Annotated in this window: 16 protein-coding genes and 1 pseudogene; 9 read left to right on the top strand and 8 right to left on the bottom strand. The window is 42.0% G+C overall.

Features of this window, described 5'->3' with window-relative positions:
- Positions 1–132: 132 nt before the first annotated feature.
- The 7 genes from ACQY3F_RS18075 to ACQY3F_RS18045 all read left to right on the top strand — a co-directional run bounded on the left by ACQY3F_RS18075 (position 133) and on the right by ACQY3F_RS18045 (position 7,131).
- Complete coding sequence (locus tag ACQY3F_RS18075; RefSeq protein ID WP_428356377.1) at positions 133–1,128, top strand: DUF2333 family protein; 996 nt, start codon at positions 133–135, stop codon at positions 1,126–1,128.
- 6 nt (positions 1,129–1,134) lie between these two features.
- Positions 1,135–1,449, top strand: a complete 315-nt coding sequence (locus tag ACQY3F_RS18070) for a DUF4389 domain-containing protein (protein ID WP_428356376.1) — start codon at positions 1,135–1,137, stop codon at positions 1,447–1,449.
- Positions 1,450–1,452: 3 nt separating this feature from the next.
- The gene (dinB, locus tag ACQY3F_RS18065; RefSeq protein WP_428356375.1) at positions 1,453–2,529 is read left to right on the top strand and encodes a DNA polymerase IV; all 1,077 of its coding nucleotides are present in this window, start codon (positions 1,453–1,455) and stop codon (positions 2,527–2,529) included.
- A 204-nt stretch (positions 2,530–2,733) separates the two neighbouring features.
- Positions 2,734–2,919: a hypothetical protein gene (locus tag ACQY3F_RS18060; RefSeq protein WP_428356374.1), complete on the top strand. Its 186-nt coding sequence runs from the start codon at positions 2,734–2,736 to the stop codon at positions 2,917–2,919.
- 1 nt (position 2,920) lies between these two features.
- Positions 2,921–3,466 carry a ribosome biogenesis factor YjgA gene (gene yjgA, locus ACQY3F_RS18055; RefSeq protein WP_428356373.1) on the top strand — a complete coding sequence of 182 codons (546 nt, stop codon included), beginning with the start codon at positions 2,921–2,923 and terminating at the stop codon, positions 3,464–3,466.
- Between the two features lie 604 nt (positions 3,467–4,070).
- On the top strand, positions 4,071–5,921 hold the full coding sequence (locus tag ACQY3F_RS18050; protein WP_428356371.1) for a mechanosensitive ion channel family protein: 1,851 nt from the start codon (positions 4,071–4,073) through the stop codon (positions 5,919–5,921).
- Positions 5,922–5,955: 34 nt separating this feature from the next.
- Entirely contained in the window at positions 5,956–7,131 is a 1,176-nt protein-coding gene (locus ACQY3F_RS18045; RefSeq protein ID WP_428356370.1) for a M20 aminoacylase family protein, read from the top strand.
- 218 nt (positions 7,132–7,349) lie between these two features.
- Here ACQY3F_RS18045 and ACQY3F_RS18040 read toward each other — a convergent pair whose 3' ends face one another.
- The 7 genes from ACQY3F_RS18040 to ACQY3F_RS18010 all read right to left on the bottom strand — a co-directional run bounded on the left by ACQY3F_RS18040 (position 7,350) and on the right by ACQY3F_RS18010 (position 12,593).
- On the bottom strand, positions 7,350–7,838 hold the full coding sequence (locus ACQY3F_RS18040; RefSeq protein ID WP_428356369.1) for a hypothetical protein: 489 nt from the start codon (positions 7,836–7,838) through the stop codon (positions 7,350–7,352).
- 125 nt (positions 7,839–7,963) lie between these two features.
- On the bottom strand, positions 7,964–8,164 hold the full coding sequence (locus tag ACQY3F_RS18035; RefSeq protein ID WP_428356367.1) for a hypothetical protein: 201 nt from the start codon (positions 8,162–8,164) through the stop codon (positions 7,964–7,966).
- A 109-nt stretch (positions 8,165–8,273) separates the two neighbouring features.
- Complete coding sequence (gene tnpC, locus ACQY3F_RS18030; RefSeq protein WP_428355813.1) at positions 8,274–9,908, bottom strand: IS66 family transposase; 1,635 nt, start codon at positions 9,906–9,908, stop codon at positions 8,274–8,276.
- 46 nt (positions 9,909–9,954) lie between these two features.
- Positions 9,955–10,320 carry an IS66 family insertion sequence element accessory protein TnpB gene (tnpB, locus tag ACQY3F_RS18025; protein WP_428353231.1) on the bottom strand — a complete coding sequence of 122 codons (366 nt, stop codon included), beginning with the start codon at positions 10,318–10,320 and terminating at the stop codon, positions 9,955–9,957.
- Positions 10,317–10,634, bottom strand: coding sequence for an IS66 family insertion sequence element accessory protein TnpA (tnpA, locus tag ACQY3F_RS18020; RefSeq protein WP_428352923.1), 318 nt, complete (start codon positions 10,632–10,634; stop codon positions 10,317–10,319). The genes tnpB and tnpA overlap by 4 nt, the downstream gene beginning before the upstream one ends.
- A gap of 70 nt (positions 10,635–10,704) precedes the next feature.
- Positions 10,705–11,901 (bottom strand): ISAzo13 family transposase, encoded by a 1,197-nt coding sequence (locus ACQY3F_RS18015; protein ID WP_428352931.1) that lies wholly within the window; start codon positions 11,899–11,901, stop codon positions 10,705–10,707.
- 125 nt (positions 11,902–12,026) lie between these two features.
- Positions 12,027–12,593 (bottom strand): MGH1-like glycoside hydrolase domain-containing protein, encoded by a 567-nt coding sequence (locus tag ACQY3F_RS18010; protein WP_428356366.1) that lies wholly within the window; start codon positions 12,591–12,593, stop codon positions 12,027–12,029.
- A 191-nt stretch (positions 12,594–12,784) separates the two neighbouring features.
- Between ACQY3F_RS18010 and ACQY3F_RS18005 the strand changes: the two are divergent.
- Both ACQY3F_RS18005 and ACQY3F_RS18000 read left to right on the top strand, forming a co-directional pair.
- Positions 12,785–13,692: pseudogene (locus ACQY3F_RS18005) on the top strand (tyrosine-type recombinase/integrase).
- Positions 13,689–14,765, top strand: coding sequence for an IS91 family transposase (locus ACQY3F_RS18000; protein ID WP_428352924.1), 1,077 nt, complete (start codon positions 13,689–13,691; stop codon positions 14,763–14,765). The pseudogene ACQY3F_RS18005 and the gene ACQY3F_RS18000 overlap by 4 nt, the downstream one beginning before the upstream one ends.
- A 320-nt stretch (positions 14,766–15,085) precedes the next feature.
- Here the strand turns inward: ACQY3F_RS18000 and ACQY3F_RS17995 are convergent, their stop codons facing one another.
- On the bottom strand, positions 15,086–16,822 hold the full coding sequence (locus tag ACQY3F_RS17995; RefSeq protein ID WP_428356364.1) for an MGH1-like glycoside hydrolase domain-containing protein: 1,737 nt from the start codon (positions 16,820–16,822) through the stop codon (positions 15,086–15,088).
- Positions 16,823–17,097: the final 275 nt, after the last annotated feature.

Raw genomic sequence — 17,097 nt, 5'->3', positions numbered from 1 at the left:
TTAATAAGGGATTTCTCTATCCCTATTATTATGAAAAAATGTTATTATAGTGTTCATTTGTCTTTGTAGGCCAGTCAATGTTTTTTTGCTGAGTTTGCAGGCATCACTAAGATACTAGAATAGGATAATATAATGGCAGCCAGCGATTTTTCGCATGAAGCAGAATCGAAGGGATTTGCATGGCTTATGGGAGTCCTTGGCGCACTTGCGATTATTGTTATAATCGTATTGGCCGGCTATTGGAGTATTGAACCTAAACCTTTCAATGTCATGACCGAGGCAAAGGCGCGTCAGGAAGCGCAGGGTTTTTCTGAGATTCCCGATGGCTATGTCTTTGCGAATACTTTAGTGCATATAGCCGAAACATTGCTCTATAAACCGGGAGGCTACCTTACCAATGATGTCGGTGTTCCTGGGATTCTGCTTGATAATATTCCTAGTTGGGAATATGGTGCGCTGATTATGTTGCGTGATGGCGCTTCTGCATTAAGAAATCACCTGGCGCGGGCACAATCACAGTCAGCAGAAGACCCGGACTTAGCTAGAGCTGAGCCTTATTTTTATTATGAACGTAATTCATGGGCTTTACCGTCTACTGAAGCGGAATATGAAAAAGGGATTTCAGCACTGCACTCTTATATGAGGCGTCTGGCAAATCCGCAACATAAAAATCCGGGACATTTTTATTCCCGGGCAGATAACTTATGGCAATATATAGAGATTATTATCAAGCGTCTGGGTGGTATTTCAACGCGCCTGTCGGCTAGTACTGACCGCTATGAAGCCTATGATATTGCACAGGAAAAATCAGCTGCGATTTCTCAGACTACCTGGATGCAACTGGATGATGAATTTTGGCAGGCGCGAGGCTCTTGCTGGGCATTACTGCATATATTAAAGTCTATTAAATGGGATTTCAGGCTGATTTTGGAAGATAAACGCGCAATGGATACCGTGGAAATCATGATTCATGAAATGGAAAATGCTTTGGCGCCGATTACCAGTCCGGTTATCTTAAATGGTGATGGTTATGGTATTTCTGCTAACTATTCATTGGCTATGGCAAGTTATGTATCAAGAGCAAGTGCGGCAGCACTTGATTTACGTGATGTAATGAACAGAGGTTAATCAGTAATGGAAGAACATTTAAATGCAAATCTTAAACAAGTAAGTACCTGGAAGCGTATAGGGTTTATTCTTGTTTTTGCAGTGATAGCGGGTGTTGTACGTACCTTGATATGGGTAGTCGTATTACTGCAAATTGCTTCAGCTTTATTTACCGGCGATACCAATCAGCATATTTTGGGTTTTGGTCAGAAATTAGCGGCTTACTTGTATCATATCTTGTTATTTATGACCTTTAATACCGATCAAATACCTTTTCCGTTTTCCGACTGGAATTTAACTGAAGAAGTGATAGGTAATAAGGATATAGTTACCAAAGATTAGTCTATGTCTGACCCACTGCGTAAAATCATTCACATTGATATGGATGCATTTTTTGCCGCGGTAGAGCAGCGAGATAACCCGAAGTACCAGAACAAACCTATTATAGTCGGTGGCGCACCTGATAGCAGGGGCGTCGTTGCTACCTGTAGTTATGAAGCAAGACAATATGGCATACACTCTGCTATGCCATCTTCCCGAGCCTTAAATCTGTGCCCTCAGGCGATATTTGTAAAACCTCGTTTAGCCCTTTATAAGCAAGTTTCATCAGCAATTCGGCAGGTTTTTTATCAATATAGTAGGCTGGTTGAGCCACTATCTTTAGATGAGGCATACCTGGATGTTAGTCAAAGTGAACTTTACCAGGGGTCAGCAACCCGCATTGCTCAAGCAATAAAGCAACAAATTTTGTCTGAAACGGGGCTGGTTGCATCGGCAGGTGTTTCGTATAATAAATTTTTTGCAAAAATAGCCTCTGATATGGATAAGCCTGATGGGCTCTATCTGATAACACCACAACAAGGGCTGGATTTTGTTGCCCAGTTACCGATAGGCAAGTTTCATGGCGTGGGTAAGGTTACTGAGCGGAAGATGCACGAGCTAGGTATAAAAAATGGCGCAGACCTTAAGCAATTCTCTTTGCCAGTGTTACAGCAACACTTTGGTAAATCAGCGTTATTTTTCTTTAATATTGCTCTCGGGATTGATGAGCGACCGATTCGCGTTGACCGGGAAAGTAAATCCATAGGTACCGAAACTACTTATGCCGAAGATCTGCTGCAAAGTAAGGATATTTATCAGCAGCTAACTGAGTTACTGGATAAAGCCTTGCATAAAGTTCAGGCAAAAAAACTCTATGCGCGAACTTTGACCATCAAAGTAAAATATCATGACTTCCAGCAAATTACCCGCAGCATGACATTTAATAAGCCGATAAAAAATCAACTGGCGACAACTCCGGTATTCAGGCAATTATTACGTCAGGATGGTATAGGGCAGAATAAAATAAGGTTATTGGGCATTACCTTGTCCACATTGGAAAAACAGACAAACTATTACCAGCAAATGGATATATTTGATTAGTTTTTAGCCGAGGCGCTTGCCTGTAGCCTACTGGGTATGAAGATGATATCGATACGATAACTTTGCCTTGAGAAAAAATTTTATTACTATGAAGGTCATGAGGAGCAGAATGAGAGGTCTTCAAGTCCTTCATGGTAAATATTAAAATTAGTACCCGATGGTTCATGCTGATTTACGATTATTAAAGAAAAAACAGAGGGCAATATGCAAATGGAAATGTGGGAAAGTATTTTATTAGGTGTGATGGTGCTGGGGCTAATTTTCTGGATGGGGCCTGGCATTAAAGCAACTTTGCAGCGTAGTAAAGAAGCACCAAAAGACTGGATGGGAGCATTAGTGCCCATAGCGGGCGTAGTCTTATTTGTAATATTTTTAATTATGATGGTTTGATATGAATGAATTTTTTGATCCGCTAGAGGAAGAAGAAACCTGGGCGATAAGACCCAATAAATCACAGATTAAACGTGATATCTCGGCTTTAGCTGACTTATGCGAAGAAATAACTCAATTGCCACCTGCTCAGATAGAACGTTTGGGGCTACCTGATGCTATCTTTACAGCGATTATAGCAGCGACAAAAATGCCTAATAAAGGTGCAAGGAAGCGCCAGTTAAAATTTATTAACGGCTTGATGCGTAAAGTCGATGTTGAACCGATACAGCAAGAATTAGATAAAATAAAAGCTAAAAGCGCTCACGCGACAAGGGAATTACATCAACTGGAGCAATGGCGTGCACGTCTTTTATCCGATGATAAACAAGCATTAACTCAATTTCTAGCGCAATGTCCTGGAGCAGATGCGCAGCATATTCGCCAATTGATTCGCAATGCTAAAAAAGAAGCAATCAGCGAAAAGCCTCCTAAATCTTCGCGTTTACTCTTCCGTTACCTAAGAGAGTTGCTAGATAACCAGGCAGATAAAACTGAAGATTATTAGCCGTTTTTAAATTGCGCACATTATGCAAGAATATATGTAACTACTCAGCGTATCTGATAGTTACGAAATTAGATTGTATATTTCCAGCCAGGCACCAGAAAAACAGGTATTTGATAAAAAATACCCTGATGGAACAAGCGTTTTTGTAGGATGGGCAAAGGAGGTACGACGTGCCCATCATGTTTTCGTTGATGGGCACGGATGGAGACCGTTGCCCATCCTACAGTGTTTATTTTGCTGTAACTACTCAGCTTGTCTGAGTAGTTACGAATATATTTGAATATCTACAAGCTTCAGCCACTGTAAAAACATTTATAAATCAATAATGTTCTGGCGTAGCCCGCATGTTGTTATGGAATGCGGGAATGGGTTCCTCGAATATCCCGCATTTCGTATGCTCCATAAACCTGGAAAAATCAGTTAAGCGGGAATTTTTTGGAAGTGCGGTGGAATCAAGAGCTTGTGCTAGAAACCGTGAGTAACTGATTTTTTGTATGATAATGGGCTACGCAAAATTTTAAAAAAGGCTAAATTTATTCGTGACCGCGCGAAGTATAAGTACCAACCAATGAAAATTAGGAATGTAATACCCATGGGTAACAAGTTGATTAACATTTTTTTATTGACGATATTATTGTTTGCGCCTTTGCAGTTAAAAGCTGAAAGCGAAGATAAATATATTGCGATTTCATCTATGTTTAAAGACGTGGCTGAAGTTAATCAGGAAATTGCGAACAATGATGACGACGTAAAACTACAAATTTTGCTGCAGGAAAAAAGCAGCTTGTTTCGTCATCTGATGCTGGTGATTCGTGGCTCTTTTATCGATTATCAGGTAGCCGGTATAGATAATGACGAACTAAAGCTATTACGCTCCAAGATAAGTATTAATCGCTCACGCGGAAATTCAGTTGCAGTTCAGCGCGACCAGTATGATATCGACTTTATTATGACCAAGCGGGCAATAGGAGAGTTTGTTGTTTATTTGGTCGATGCTAGTCGTAATTATAAGCCTGAAGAAGACATAGTCGGGGACACTAAACAAAAAATTAAGCAAATTAAGCAAAAAATTAAAGCCACGCCCGAGCCTATTCAAGGCGATAGCCCTATTTATCAAGATCTGGCCCAGAATCATGCAGACTTATTAAAAATTTATGCGGTGAATCTGGATTTTCTGGAGTATGTGTTAGCTAATCCAGATACGATTGTTACCACCAGTTTCTTTCAGAAGATGTCTTTAATCAGCTTAATTTCATACATTAATAGTTTTGATATATTTAGAAATATAAACTTTAAGATCGCTCCCTTACGCATAGATATGGGGGGAATTATTATTTCCTTATGTATTGTGATCCTGAATTTAATTGCTTTTCCATTGGTCTCCAAAACGAGTAACCGGTTGGTAGAACGATTTATTTTAGATGATGGCAAAATAGAAAATGTTGAGCTGGTGTTTATCAGCATGCACAAGCCCCTTTTATATCTCATGCTTTTTTTCGGTATAGATCTGGCTATGAACGCCTTGCTCTATAAGACAGAAATTAAAATCACCCTGGATTACTTTGTTTATATTATCTATGCAGGGCTGTATATCTATTTATTGTTTAATATTATTGACAGCGTTGCAGCTGTTCACTCTGAACATGCGACAAGACGTAATAAGGAATATAACAAAGAGCTGATTATACTGGTGGTAAAAGGCTTGAAAGGCTTGGTTTTTTTAATTATTTTAACCTTATTATTGAGTCATTTCGGCATAAATATCACCGCGATTATTTCCACACTAGGGATTGGGGGGCTAGCGTTTGCGATGGCAGCTAAGGATAGTCTGGCTAATTTCTTTGGTGGTTTAAATATCATGATTGACCGCATTTATAAGATGGGTGACTGGATTAAAGTCGGCTCGGTAGAAGGCACTGTCGTCGAAATTGGTTTACGAAGTACCACCGTTAGAACTTTTGATAATGCGCTAATCACCATGCCGAATTCATTGATATCAACAGCCAGCGTACTCAACTGGAATCGCCGATCAGTAGGACGGCGAATTAAAATGCATATCGGAGTGACCTATGAAAGTAATATGGATGATATCCGTCAGGCTTTGCAGGATATTAAGGATATGCTACAGGACCATCCAGGTATTGCCAGCCCCAAGGAAAGTCACACTACTCAAGCAAGAAAAAAATTTGTTAAGCTAGAGGATTTACACGGGATTAAATCTACACAGCTAGTGTTTATGGACCGCTACAATGATTTTTCCATAGATATTTTAATTTACTGTTTTTCTAAGACCGTCAATTGGGCAGACTGGTTAGAAGTAAAGCAGGATGTGATGTTTAAAATTGCCGAAATTCTGGAAAAAAATGAATTATCTTTTGCCTATCCTACCAATGTGCAGATTAACCGTGATGAGAGCAATTCAGAAACCGGCATCAGTCACTTATTAGTGGAATAAAATGCTAGAACTAAGCTTTTCTTCAGCAATATAAATGAGCATCTATAAAGAAATTTCAGCAATGCAGGCTGAAATGTGTGCATGGCGTCAGTATTTGCATCAATTCCCTGAAACAGCTTACGAAGAATTTAATACGGCACAGTTTATCAGTGAAAAGCTGCTCAGTTTTGGCCTGGAAGTTCATCAGGGTCTAGCTATAACGGGTGTGGTAGCAAGTTTATCCAATGGTACGAGCAATAAGAAAATTGCCTTACGTGCAGATATGGATGCACTGTTTATTCAGGAAAAAAATGAACTTAGTTATAAATCTCAAAATGCAGGAAAAATGCATGCCTGTGGGCACGATGGCCATTCGGCGATGTTATTGGGCGCAGCAAAATATCTAGCGACTCATACTGATTTCGACGGTACGGTTTATTTTATTTTCCAACCAGCTGAAGAAGGTCGGGCTGGCGCTAAGCAAATGATTGATGAAGGGTTATTTGATCTATTTCCGGCCGATAGCGTATTTGGTCTGCATAACTTTCCTGATACGCCGCAAGGTCATTTTGCCATTAAGAGCGGGGCGATGATGGCCTCCTTTGATTGCTTTGAAATAGAGCTGTCGGGGCAGGCGTCACATGCAGCCATGCCACACCAAGGCAATGATGTTCTGGTGGCTGCGGCGCAGATAATTAATGCATTACAAACGATAGTCAGCAGAAATGTTGATCCTGCCGATGCGGCAGTTTTAAGCATTACCCAGATTCATGGTGGCAATACCTGGAATGCGATTCCTGACTCGGTACTGATAAGAGGCACTTATCGCTGCTTTACCCAAGCGACTCAGCAGCTGATTCAAGCCAGATTGATAAAAATAACCGAATCCCTGGCGCAGGGCTTTGATTTAACAGCGAAAATTAACATAAACCCGGAAAATTCAGGATACCCTGTCACCCGAAATACGCCGGAAGAAACTGCTATTGCAATTGCAGTCGCACAAGCCGTGGTAGGCGTCGATAAAGTAGAATTACAGCCTGTCCCGAGTATGGGTGCAGAAGATTTTGCCTTTATGTTACAGGAAAAACCGGGTTGTTATGTGTGGTTGGGAAATGGTTCCTCGGATGGCGGCTGCCTATTACATAATCCACACTATGATTTTAATGACGAGATCTTAACCGTGGGCGCAAGTTATTGGGTTAAACTCGTGGAACGGGTTTTAAGAAGTTAACAGCTTGGATGGGTTCATATGCTTGCTCATCTTTGCTCAGATTGAATAAGCCTGAACTATACATCAGCAGGCCTTTTCAGTCCCAGAAAAAGGAATTGCACTTATTAGTTGAATCTAAGAGGTATAACAACTCCTCCATTGCTACGAATGCGTCAAGCGCCTATATCTGTAGAGAAGGAGGAGTATGTATTTAGAGTAGTACCGAGATAAATGAAGTATTAATGTGACTTGGCACCCGCAGCGTCATCTTTAGTATTTGTAAGACGGTTGAGCATATGCGTCTGCTGTGATGCTCTATCGGCTTGAGTCAAGTTAAGCATACCTTTAAGTCCTTCAAAACGTGTTCTGGCTTCTTTTAGCTCTACTTTTGCTGTTTCAAAGTCATCTTGTTTTATAGCTTTGCGCGCTTTTTTCAAATAACCATTAGCACGCTGACGATTACGGTCAACTTTATCATTCGCATTGATTTCCTTACTGACCCTTAAGGCATCTTTAATGTTTCCTATAATTGCTTGATCAGAATGATGGGCATCGACCGCTTCTATTGCTGCATCAATCTGGATTATAGTTGCATTAATTCCTTGCAGTGGTGTCATCTTGGCATACATGCATGCCATACCCATACAGACTGCATTAGCTGTAGTAGAAACAGTGCCTAAAGAAAGCGCCAGTGTTGTTGCTACGGCCGCGTTTTTTAACAATTTCATCAAGTGTATTCCTCGTTATATTATTTTTATTGGATTGATGATTTAACGCTAGTTTGGTGCAAATTGCAATATTTCCTATAAAATCAAAAGCTTAAAATAAGTAGGGGGATTGGGAGGGGAGCTTTTTATAATAGTTTCGCAATTAGGCCAGTCCAGCCAGTTTGATGCGAAGCGCCTACGCCACGGCCATTGTCGCCGTGAAAATATTCATGGAAGAGCAGGTAATCTTTGAAATGCGGGTCGGTTTGCAGCTTTTCATTATTGCCAAACACAGGTCTACGACCTGATTCATCACGGCGAAATAAGCTGGCTAGACGTGCCGCCAATTCATCGGCGACTTCTGCGATACTTAGGGAATTTCCTGAGTCGGTGGGGTATTCAATTTTAAAGTCTTCACCATAATAAGGTAAGCGCTCAACGAAGCACGTACTTGCCCTATTCAGGCGTATCTGATTTTTTAATATTCCAGGGCAACAAAGCCTCCACTTTATCAACCGTATCAGCATAAGGTAAAGCAGTGAGAACCTGCTTAAGATATGCATAAGGCTCCAGCCCATTTGCTTTAGCTGTTTCTATCAGGCTGTAATGTATTGCACTGGCACGAGCACCCGCAGGGGTATCAGAAAATAACCAGGCTTTGCGCCCTATCACAAACGGGCGAATCGCATTTTCTGCCAGGATGTTGCTAATATTGAGTTCACCATGGGTGCAATACACATTGAGTTTTTCCCACTGGTTACTCAGGTAAGTCATTGCCTTTCCTGTCAGGCTATCTTTAGGTACTTTATGCTGGTTTTCTTCCAGATAGGCTTTGAGCTGGTTCAATACAGGAATGCTCTTCTCCTGGCGCTGCTGATATTTTTCATCCACTGACAGGTCTTTAATTTCTCGCTCAATGACATACAGTTTATTGATCAGGCTCAGCGCTTTACCTGCTTTTGAGGGTTTGTTATTTTGTCCCTTTTTGCGTTTAGGCTGTGCATTCTGGGCATCTTTAAAATAACGACGCGCATGATCCCAGCACACCAGCTGGGTGATGCTGTTTTTTTGGCACACGGCATTGTACCCCGCATAGCCATCGGTTTGCAGATAGCCACTAAAGCCGTCAAGCAGGCGCATGGGGACGTCTCCACTACGAGAGGGATCGTATTCAAACAGGATGCTTTTTTCACCCGGTGGCCCGCCAAGCGTCACCCACATATATTTATCTGAGGTCGCTGGCCGCCCCGGTTCTTTTAATACCTGAACCCGCGTTTCATCAGCGAGTATGACTGCCCCTGTGTGTTGATGCTCTCGCATCAGGTTAATCAGGGGCTGAAGTTGTTTAGCCAGTGCGATCATCCAGTTTGCTAATGTCGCTCTGGAGATGTCACCCCCATAACGAGACAAGATGCCTTCTTGCCGATATAAAGGTAAGCCGTCAGCATACTTGGCGATAATAACAAAGCACATTAAACTGATGCTTCCCATTGCTCTGGCAATAGGGTGTCTGGGCATTTGTGCGGCTTTAACCTGGCGTTGTTTTTCGCCTTCAATCTGTTTGATAAAGACCGCTTTTTCCTGCATGTATTCAAGAACACGTACTTTAGCAGGAATAATATCCAGCTCTTCTTTCACTTTAGTAAAGAAAGTATCAATAGCACCTTCTTTTTCTTCATCGGTTAAATAAATAAAAATTTGCTCGCGAGGTAACTTATCTGAGAAGGGTTTGCGTCCCGGCTTTTTCTTGGTGCCAGTAGAACTTGTTTGTTTTTCGTCCTCAGGTGCTTCATCAGCCTCCAGGTCTAGCTCCTCATCGCTATCCGCTTCATTCTCTGCTTCATCAAACAAAGAGGATTGATGAGATTGTTCACTGGATGATCCAAAGCGTTTTATTTTAGATAAGCGTAGTACCTCTTCCAGAATAAGGATGCGTTTTTTCTGTTCGGAAATCACCCCAGACTTAACTTCAATCACACGCGTCAGTTCATCAATAGCCTGTTTTTTTTCAAGCAACAAAGCAACACTCTCCGACAGCAAAGAACCGGCTTTATCTTGTTGTTTTATATTTGAAATATCGGCTAAAATCATGGCTTTATTATAGCATTTATAGTGGCAATAATGAACACAAAAACAGCTAAAAAACAGACTCATATTGAAGTTTTTTATGACCTTTCATCGCGCTAATATCAAAGCCATCCAGCAGCCAGTTTAACTGCTGGCCTGTTAAGGTTAATGTCTCTTCCTCACCCTTAGGCCACTTAAATGTTTCTTCTACCAATGACTTGTAATAAAGGACAAAACCATTATCTTCCCAAAACAGGCATTTAATCTTATTCCGCCGTTTATTCGTAAAGGCATAGAGAGCCCCCTCAAAAGGATTATGCCCTAACTCACATTCAACAATCGCCGATAAGCCCCGATGTGACTTACGAAAATCAATGGGCTGCCGATACAGATACACTTCTGTCAAAGACAGAGAGGGACGCATAACAACCGTCATCGCAACAGCTCAAGCAGTGGTTGAATACACGGCATAGTATCCTGCGTAATACCTTCCAACCGAATACCATCATTAAATTGCAAAGATAATCCTGGGACTGGCGCAGATGAACGATCCCCGTCAACCCGAATACGTGTAAACCCTGTAGGGGAAGTAGTCGGCTTTACAGTCGATTTACGTTTCCAGTAGCCTAACTTTTGCGGACATAAATCATGCTGTCGACAATAAGCTACCTGTGATTGGCCTGATGCCTGCCAGTGCTCTATGTGAATAGGCCAGAAAGTCTTTGCCTGTATTTTTTCTAACGCTGCCATTTAAAATTCCCCGTGGTATTTAACAATGGGGATAGTTTGGCATTAATCTGAGGGAGATGGAAAGAAATAATCATCCAGAACAACCAGGAGAAATGGTCAAAAACCATTTCTCCAACGATGGCATTCGGTCAACAAACTGATAATACGTCTTCATTGCTTTTTTACCTACCTTTACTCCTGTTTCATATATTTTTTCTGTTAATTTAACAATAGGTGCTTTGCCATTGTAGGTCATACTTTTGGCAAATTTTAAAGTTGTTTCAACTGTATCCATTATGTCGCCACTAATATGATTTTCATAGGCTCCCCATACTCGTTCAATTGGGTTATATTTACTATGATAAGGAGGGTAGTAGGCCAGTTTTATCTTTATGTTGCTTTTTTCAGCAAACTCCACAAGCCTTTTTATAAACTGAGTTCTGGAGCTACTGTTCTCCATACCATTGTCAGCGTTAATTGTCAGAATATCTACTCCATATTTTTCTTGAATTTCTGGCCAAATTTCTTCCAATCGGTCAACGATGAAATCACTGCTGGCATAGCCTGCTGTAAAGAAAAGGAAAAAATCATCATGTTCAGGCAGATAAAAACCAAAAGGAGTTAACTTTTCCTTAACATCTAAATCATGATCCTCTGCTTTTGTTAAAACCCGATTTCGTCCTCCCCGTGAAAAATTTCCTATATTCATTCTTGCTTTGGCATCAATTGATATACGAATCTCTTTTGGGTTGATATCTGCCATTCCATTGACTGAATGAACTTGTTCAAAAATTGCATCCGTTTCCTTGATTTTCTTATGAGGCTTTGTTTTTTGTACCTTTTTTGGATGGTAACTCAGGTCATTTAATTTTGTATTGATAGTTTTTGAGCAAGGTAATGTTTTTTCATCGTAATAATCAATCTCCAGTAAACGTTTTCTAACTTCTTTAGCCGTTAGCCGGGTATATAATCGACAGGAATTAAAAGAGGGATCCGTTTGACACTCCGGTTCAGCAATTTTTTTTATGTCATCAAGTAGATGAGGAAAATGCTCTTCACTTTTATTACGCCCTCTCGCTGAAAAATTATCTTCTATGGGCTGAGTTTCAAGTTCATATTGTCCTTTTCGGATAGTGCCTCTATTCCATCCTAGTTTTTCTTCAGCAATACTTGCACCACCTGAGCCTAGTAGCTCCACCGTTTCAGCCATGAATATACGACGTACCGAGCCTTTTAAACGATGGGCTGTATTTATAATCCAACCTATAATGCTATCTGTTAATATCAACAAGCTTATCTGCCTAGTGTGAGAATAAATTCAGAATTCATTATTATAAATTATTGAGACACAAGCTTACTTCGTTTGGATGATTATTTCTTTCCATCTCCCTGAGTTGCCGTGAAGTACGCTGACTATTGAGCGCTTACATAATAAGTGGCAAAGCGTCGTAGTGAGGTGATGATTAAATAATTAACGGGAAACCACACAGGGCCGCGCCAGTTGGAGTTACCGCCAAAAAGGACCGATTCGGATTCACCAGGTTCATACTTTACGGTAATGGAATGTCCATTGCAGTCGAAAATATAAGGTTCCTCATGGTGGGCTCGTGATAAGGACCGTATGCCGTAGTCGGATAAAAATTCACTTTCATCTAACATGCGCTGCAGTATTTTCTTCATGCGGTGCCCGCGTAAAAGAGATAATAAGCGCCGTTTGCCACGCCCCGGTGTTTCCCAATAGGATACTAAACCAGCTAGGTCAGGGCGGTAATTTAAAAACCATTTCAGGCGTAATTTAAAGTGCGGTAGTTTTTCCAGTATTTCCGGCTCAATGATTTCAACAGCAAACAGCGGAATAAGGCCAACCATCGAACGGATTTTTAGCGGGGTCATTTCGCCGTTAGGAAAGCGTAATACATCGTAGAAAAAGCTATCTTCTTCGTTCCACAGGCCGATACCGTTATCGCCAATATGGGTCATAGCAGCCGCGATATATAAGAAGTGCTCAAAGAATTTAGTGGCGATATCGTCATAAGCCTTGTTGGACGAAGCCGCTATCGCGGAGAAAAACAGCGCATCCCTTAAATTTAAAGTGTAACCTCATTGCCTGTTATATGCATAACAGGTAACTTGTAAGCTCATCCAACTAACAATAATGAGGTTACACTGTTATGACACCATCGATAGAGCTTAAATTCAACCATTATTATATCCAGCACTGTAAGCATTTAAAGCTTAAGGGACTGCAACCCAAAACCATTGACGCTTATTCACGCGCTATTCGCCGTATCGGGGAACACTTTCAGGGGCATCTGGATAACTTAACGCAAGATCAACTGGTGGATTATTTTCATGCTCTTTTAAGCCGCCTTTCCTGGAGTGCCGTGAAACTAGATCTCTATGGTCTCAAGTTTTTCTATACACATGTGCTACAAAAGCCGTGGGTTGATGTGCTAATGATTAAACCACCACGATGTACGCGTATACCCGATATTGTCACTGTGGTTGAAGCACAACAACTGTTTATGTCGACCCGTAATCTAAGCTATCGAGTTTTTTATTTTACGATTTACAGTCTAGGTTTACGTTTGGGCGAGGGCTTAAGCCTGAAAGTAGGTGATATTGATGCGACACGCATGCGGGTACATATTCGCAATGCCAAAGGCAATAAGGATCGGCTTGTGCCTTTGCCTGTGAATACCTTGAAGGTGTTGCGTAAGTTTTGGGCTGTGCATAAAAATCCAGTGCTGGTATTTCCCAACCGTGCCCGGGGTCTAAAAGGTGCACATCTTGCTGAATCCCCCCTTGATCGCGGTGGCATCCAGAAGACAATCCGTCTTGTGACGCAAGAAATGGGACTAAAAAAAAGATTTCCTGCCACTCGCTGCGCCACAGTTACGCCACTCACCTGTTAGAAGCCGGGGTTGATTTAGTTGAGTTGCAGAAGATTCTGGGCCATACCAGTTTAGTAACCACGGCTCGCTATACGCATTTGACCGATATTACCGATGAGAATGCAGAGCTGCACATTAATCAGTTAGTCAATGACTTTTCTATTCACTGGGGGCAGATTTCATGATAACCCTAGCTGCAGTGATTGATCAATTTCAGTCTGACTTTTTAAGCGAGTATCAATCTCGTTTACGCTCCAATCAGATCAGTGCATTACATGCCATGAAGAGCTGTCGGACACAGCTGAGTCCTGTGATGCAGGTTAACTGTGCAGACTGTGACTATCAAACCTTTGTGCCTCATTCCTGTGGCCAGCGTAACTGCCCGCATTGTCAACATCATGAGAGTCAACAATGGATTGAACGACAGGTACAAAAACAAGTCCCTGCTGATTATTTTATGAATACCTTTACCTTACCTGCGCAGTTAAGGTCGTTAGCCAGGCAGCATCCGCGGTTACTTTACAGTATGATGTTTGACTGTGCCTGGGCGACTTTACAGAGTTTTAGTAAAAATGATAAGCAGTTGCAAGGCGATGCCGGGGCGATTGCTGTCTTACATACACACTCACGCGAATTAAATTATCATCCGCATATTCATGTCATTATGCCTGCGGCAATCGTGGATAAAATCAAGAAGCTCTGGCGCACTAAGGAAGGCAAATACCTGTTTCATCATAAAGCACTAGCAAAAGTATTTCGTGCAAAGATGCTAGCGCGTATGAACGAAGAAAAGTTGCCATTTCCCACAGCTATTCCGGAAAAATGGGTGGTCGATTGTAAGTTTGTCGGTGCAGGCGATAAAGCATTGATATATCTGGGTCGATACCTGTATCGTGGTGTGATTCGTGAACAGGATATCTTATCCTGCCAAAATGGCAAAGTAACCTACCGTTATCAAGACAGCAAAACCAAACGCTATCAAACCAAAACGGTATCGGGGGCTAAATTTCTGTGGCTGGTGCTGCAACATGTTTTGCCTAAAGGCTTTCGTCGTGCGCGCAATTATGGCTTTTTACATCCGAATAGCAAGGGTGTTATTAAGTTGATTCACTCCCTGCTAAAGTTTGACCCGACGAAGATATTGCGTGCACTCAAAGTACGGCCGGCATTCAGTTGCAAATGTTGTGGCGGGGCGATGGTTGTTGGGCGTCGGCAAATACCCAGGGTGGAAATAATGTTTCAGCCTTTGCCAACTTAACAATTGGAATCACTAGCGCTTATGTAAATTTAAACACTTCGACCCAGGCTATCAGCGGATTAAATGCTGAGGGAGTTGCTTGGGCTAAAATCGGAGATTAAGGCAGAATTTTGCTCCGATACTTGGACTTTGAGAGTTGACTGCAATGGACAACGCTCAAAGTTCAGTTAAACAGGTAAAAACAGAGGTTCGATTCATCAGTCGGGCTGATCAACAAAAAGCTATTTTCATAGAGCGCATTAAATGAATTCCTACTATCGTGCCGGGCTTGTCCAACAAACGGTTCAGATTGTGGCTCGCTTCGCGATCACAATCTAACCTTATTCGTTATGCAGGGCTAGTTCCAGTGCTATACGCATCAGGTTAAGGCTGTACATAGCCATCCAGCTGGTACCGTCTGCCTGGTCAAGATGCCCCCCAGTCGGTAGCGGCGCGCTACGATCGAATACCCCGATATTATCTAACCCCAGAAAGCCGCCCTGGAAAACGTTATTATCATCTACATCTTTGCGGTTAACCCACCAGGTAAAATTTACTATCAGCTTATGCATCGAGCGTTCCAGAAATTCAAGATCGCCCTGACCATTATTTGCATCGCGTTCTGCCTTGTAAATTTCCCAGGCAGCCCAGGCATGCACAGGTGGGTTAACATCGTCGAATGACCATTCGTAAGCTGGAATTTGTCCGTTGGGATGCATGTACCAGACTCGGGTCATTAGCAGGATCTGGCTTTTGGCAAAGCTCGGATCGATCATGGCGAGTGTTATGCAATGAAAGGCTAGATCCCATGAGGCATACCAAGGGTATTCCCATTTATCCGGCATGGAAATAATATCGGCGTTGTTTAAATGCTGCCAGTTATAGTTGCGGATCTTACGCCGTTTGGGGGAGGGCTTGGGTTGCCCAGGATCACCGTTTTGCCATTGCGGGATGTCGTAATAATAAAACTGTTTGCTCCAGATCATACCCGCAAAAGCCTGACGTTGAATCATGCGCGCTTCATCATCGGCTAATTCAGATTGTATTTGGGCATAAAAGGCATCGGCTTCTTGCTGGCGGGTGGTAAAAATTTGATCAAAATCGCTAAAAGCTTGTTTATTAGCGTTGTTACTTAGGCGCAGACGTACTTCGACTTTACCATTGGCAGGAACATCAAAAGTATAGTGCGCACAGGACTTAGTGCCTTGCTTGTTCGGGTTAACAGCAGCTGATTGCTGATGAATAATGGCTTCATGAAAGGCATCTTTAAAATAGCCATTAGCTTCCTCAGCGTATAACTTGGGTATGTTGGTATTATTATCGCAGAATAATAGTTCAGGTGCGCCATCAAGGTAGCAGTAGTAATCGCCCAGTTTAGTATGAGTTATGCTGATCACTTGTTCTGCACTGGCGGATAAAGAGGGGCGCGTTTCATCGTAACCCCAGCTCCAGGTGTTGCGGCACCATAGTTGCGGCAATATATGCAGAGGTGCCGCCTGAGGCGCTCTATTATAAGCGGTGATACGCATCAGGATATCGTCTGCATCTGCTTTGGCATACTCGACAAAAACATCAAAATATTCGTTTTTCTCAAACACCCCGGTATCGAGTAGTTCAAATTCCGCATCGGTTTTTCCACGCCGGCTATTTTCCTCGATCAATTCATTATAGGGAAAAGCCTGCTGTGGATATTTGTACAGCATTTTTAAGTATGAATGGCTGGGCGTCGCATCCAGATAGTAATAAAGCTCTTTGACATCCTCGCCATGGTTACCTTGTGAATTGGTTAAGCCAAAGAGTCGCTCTTTTAATATGGGATCTTGACCATTCCAGACAGCAAGGCCGAGGCACAGTTGTTGATTATTATCGCAAAACCCAGCGATGCCATCTTCACCCCAGCGATAGGCCCGACTTCTCGCCTGATCATGAGTGAAATGATCCCATGCTTCGCCATCGTCACTGTAGTCTTCGCGTACCGTACCCCATTGACGTTCGCCCAAGTAAGGCCCCCATTTTCGCCAGGCATTGCTTTGCACATCAATGCGTTGTTGCTCAGCTTTATTTTGCTTTGATGTCATGGTTAATCCTGTTATTTAGAGGGTTCAATTCATTGCTAATAAAACGTCATTAACTTGAGCTTAGAAAAATCAGTTGCTCACGGTTTCTAGCGCAAGCTATTGATTCCACAGAGCTTGCAGGAAACCCCCTGTCAACCTATGGGTGAAGCTAAAAAATCATTTGTAAAGTGTTATATTAATTTCAATGACTTGCACTATAAATCCGCGTTCAATCGATTTTTCTAGGTTGACGCATATAATAAACTCATAGATGAAAATGGTGTATTTAGCGACTA

Source organism: Methyloprofundus sp., assembly GCF_965251085.1.
In the GTDB taxonomy this organism is placed as follows: Bacteria; Pseudomonadota; Gammaproteobacteria; order Methylococcales; family Methylomonadaceae; genus Methyloprofundus.
This window is presented reverse-complemented; position numbering and strand designations above follow the sequence as displayed.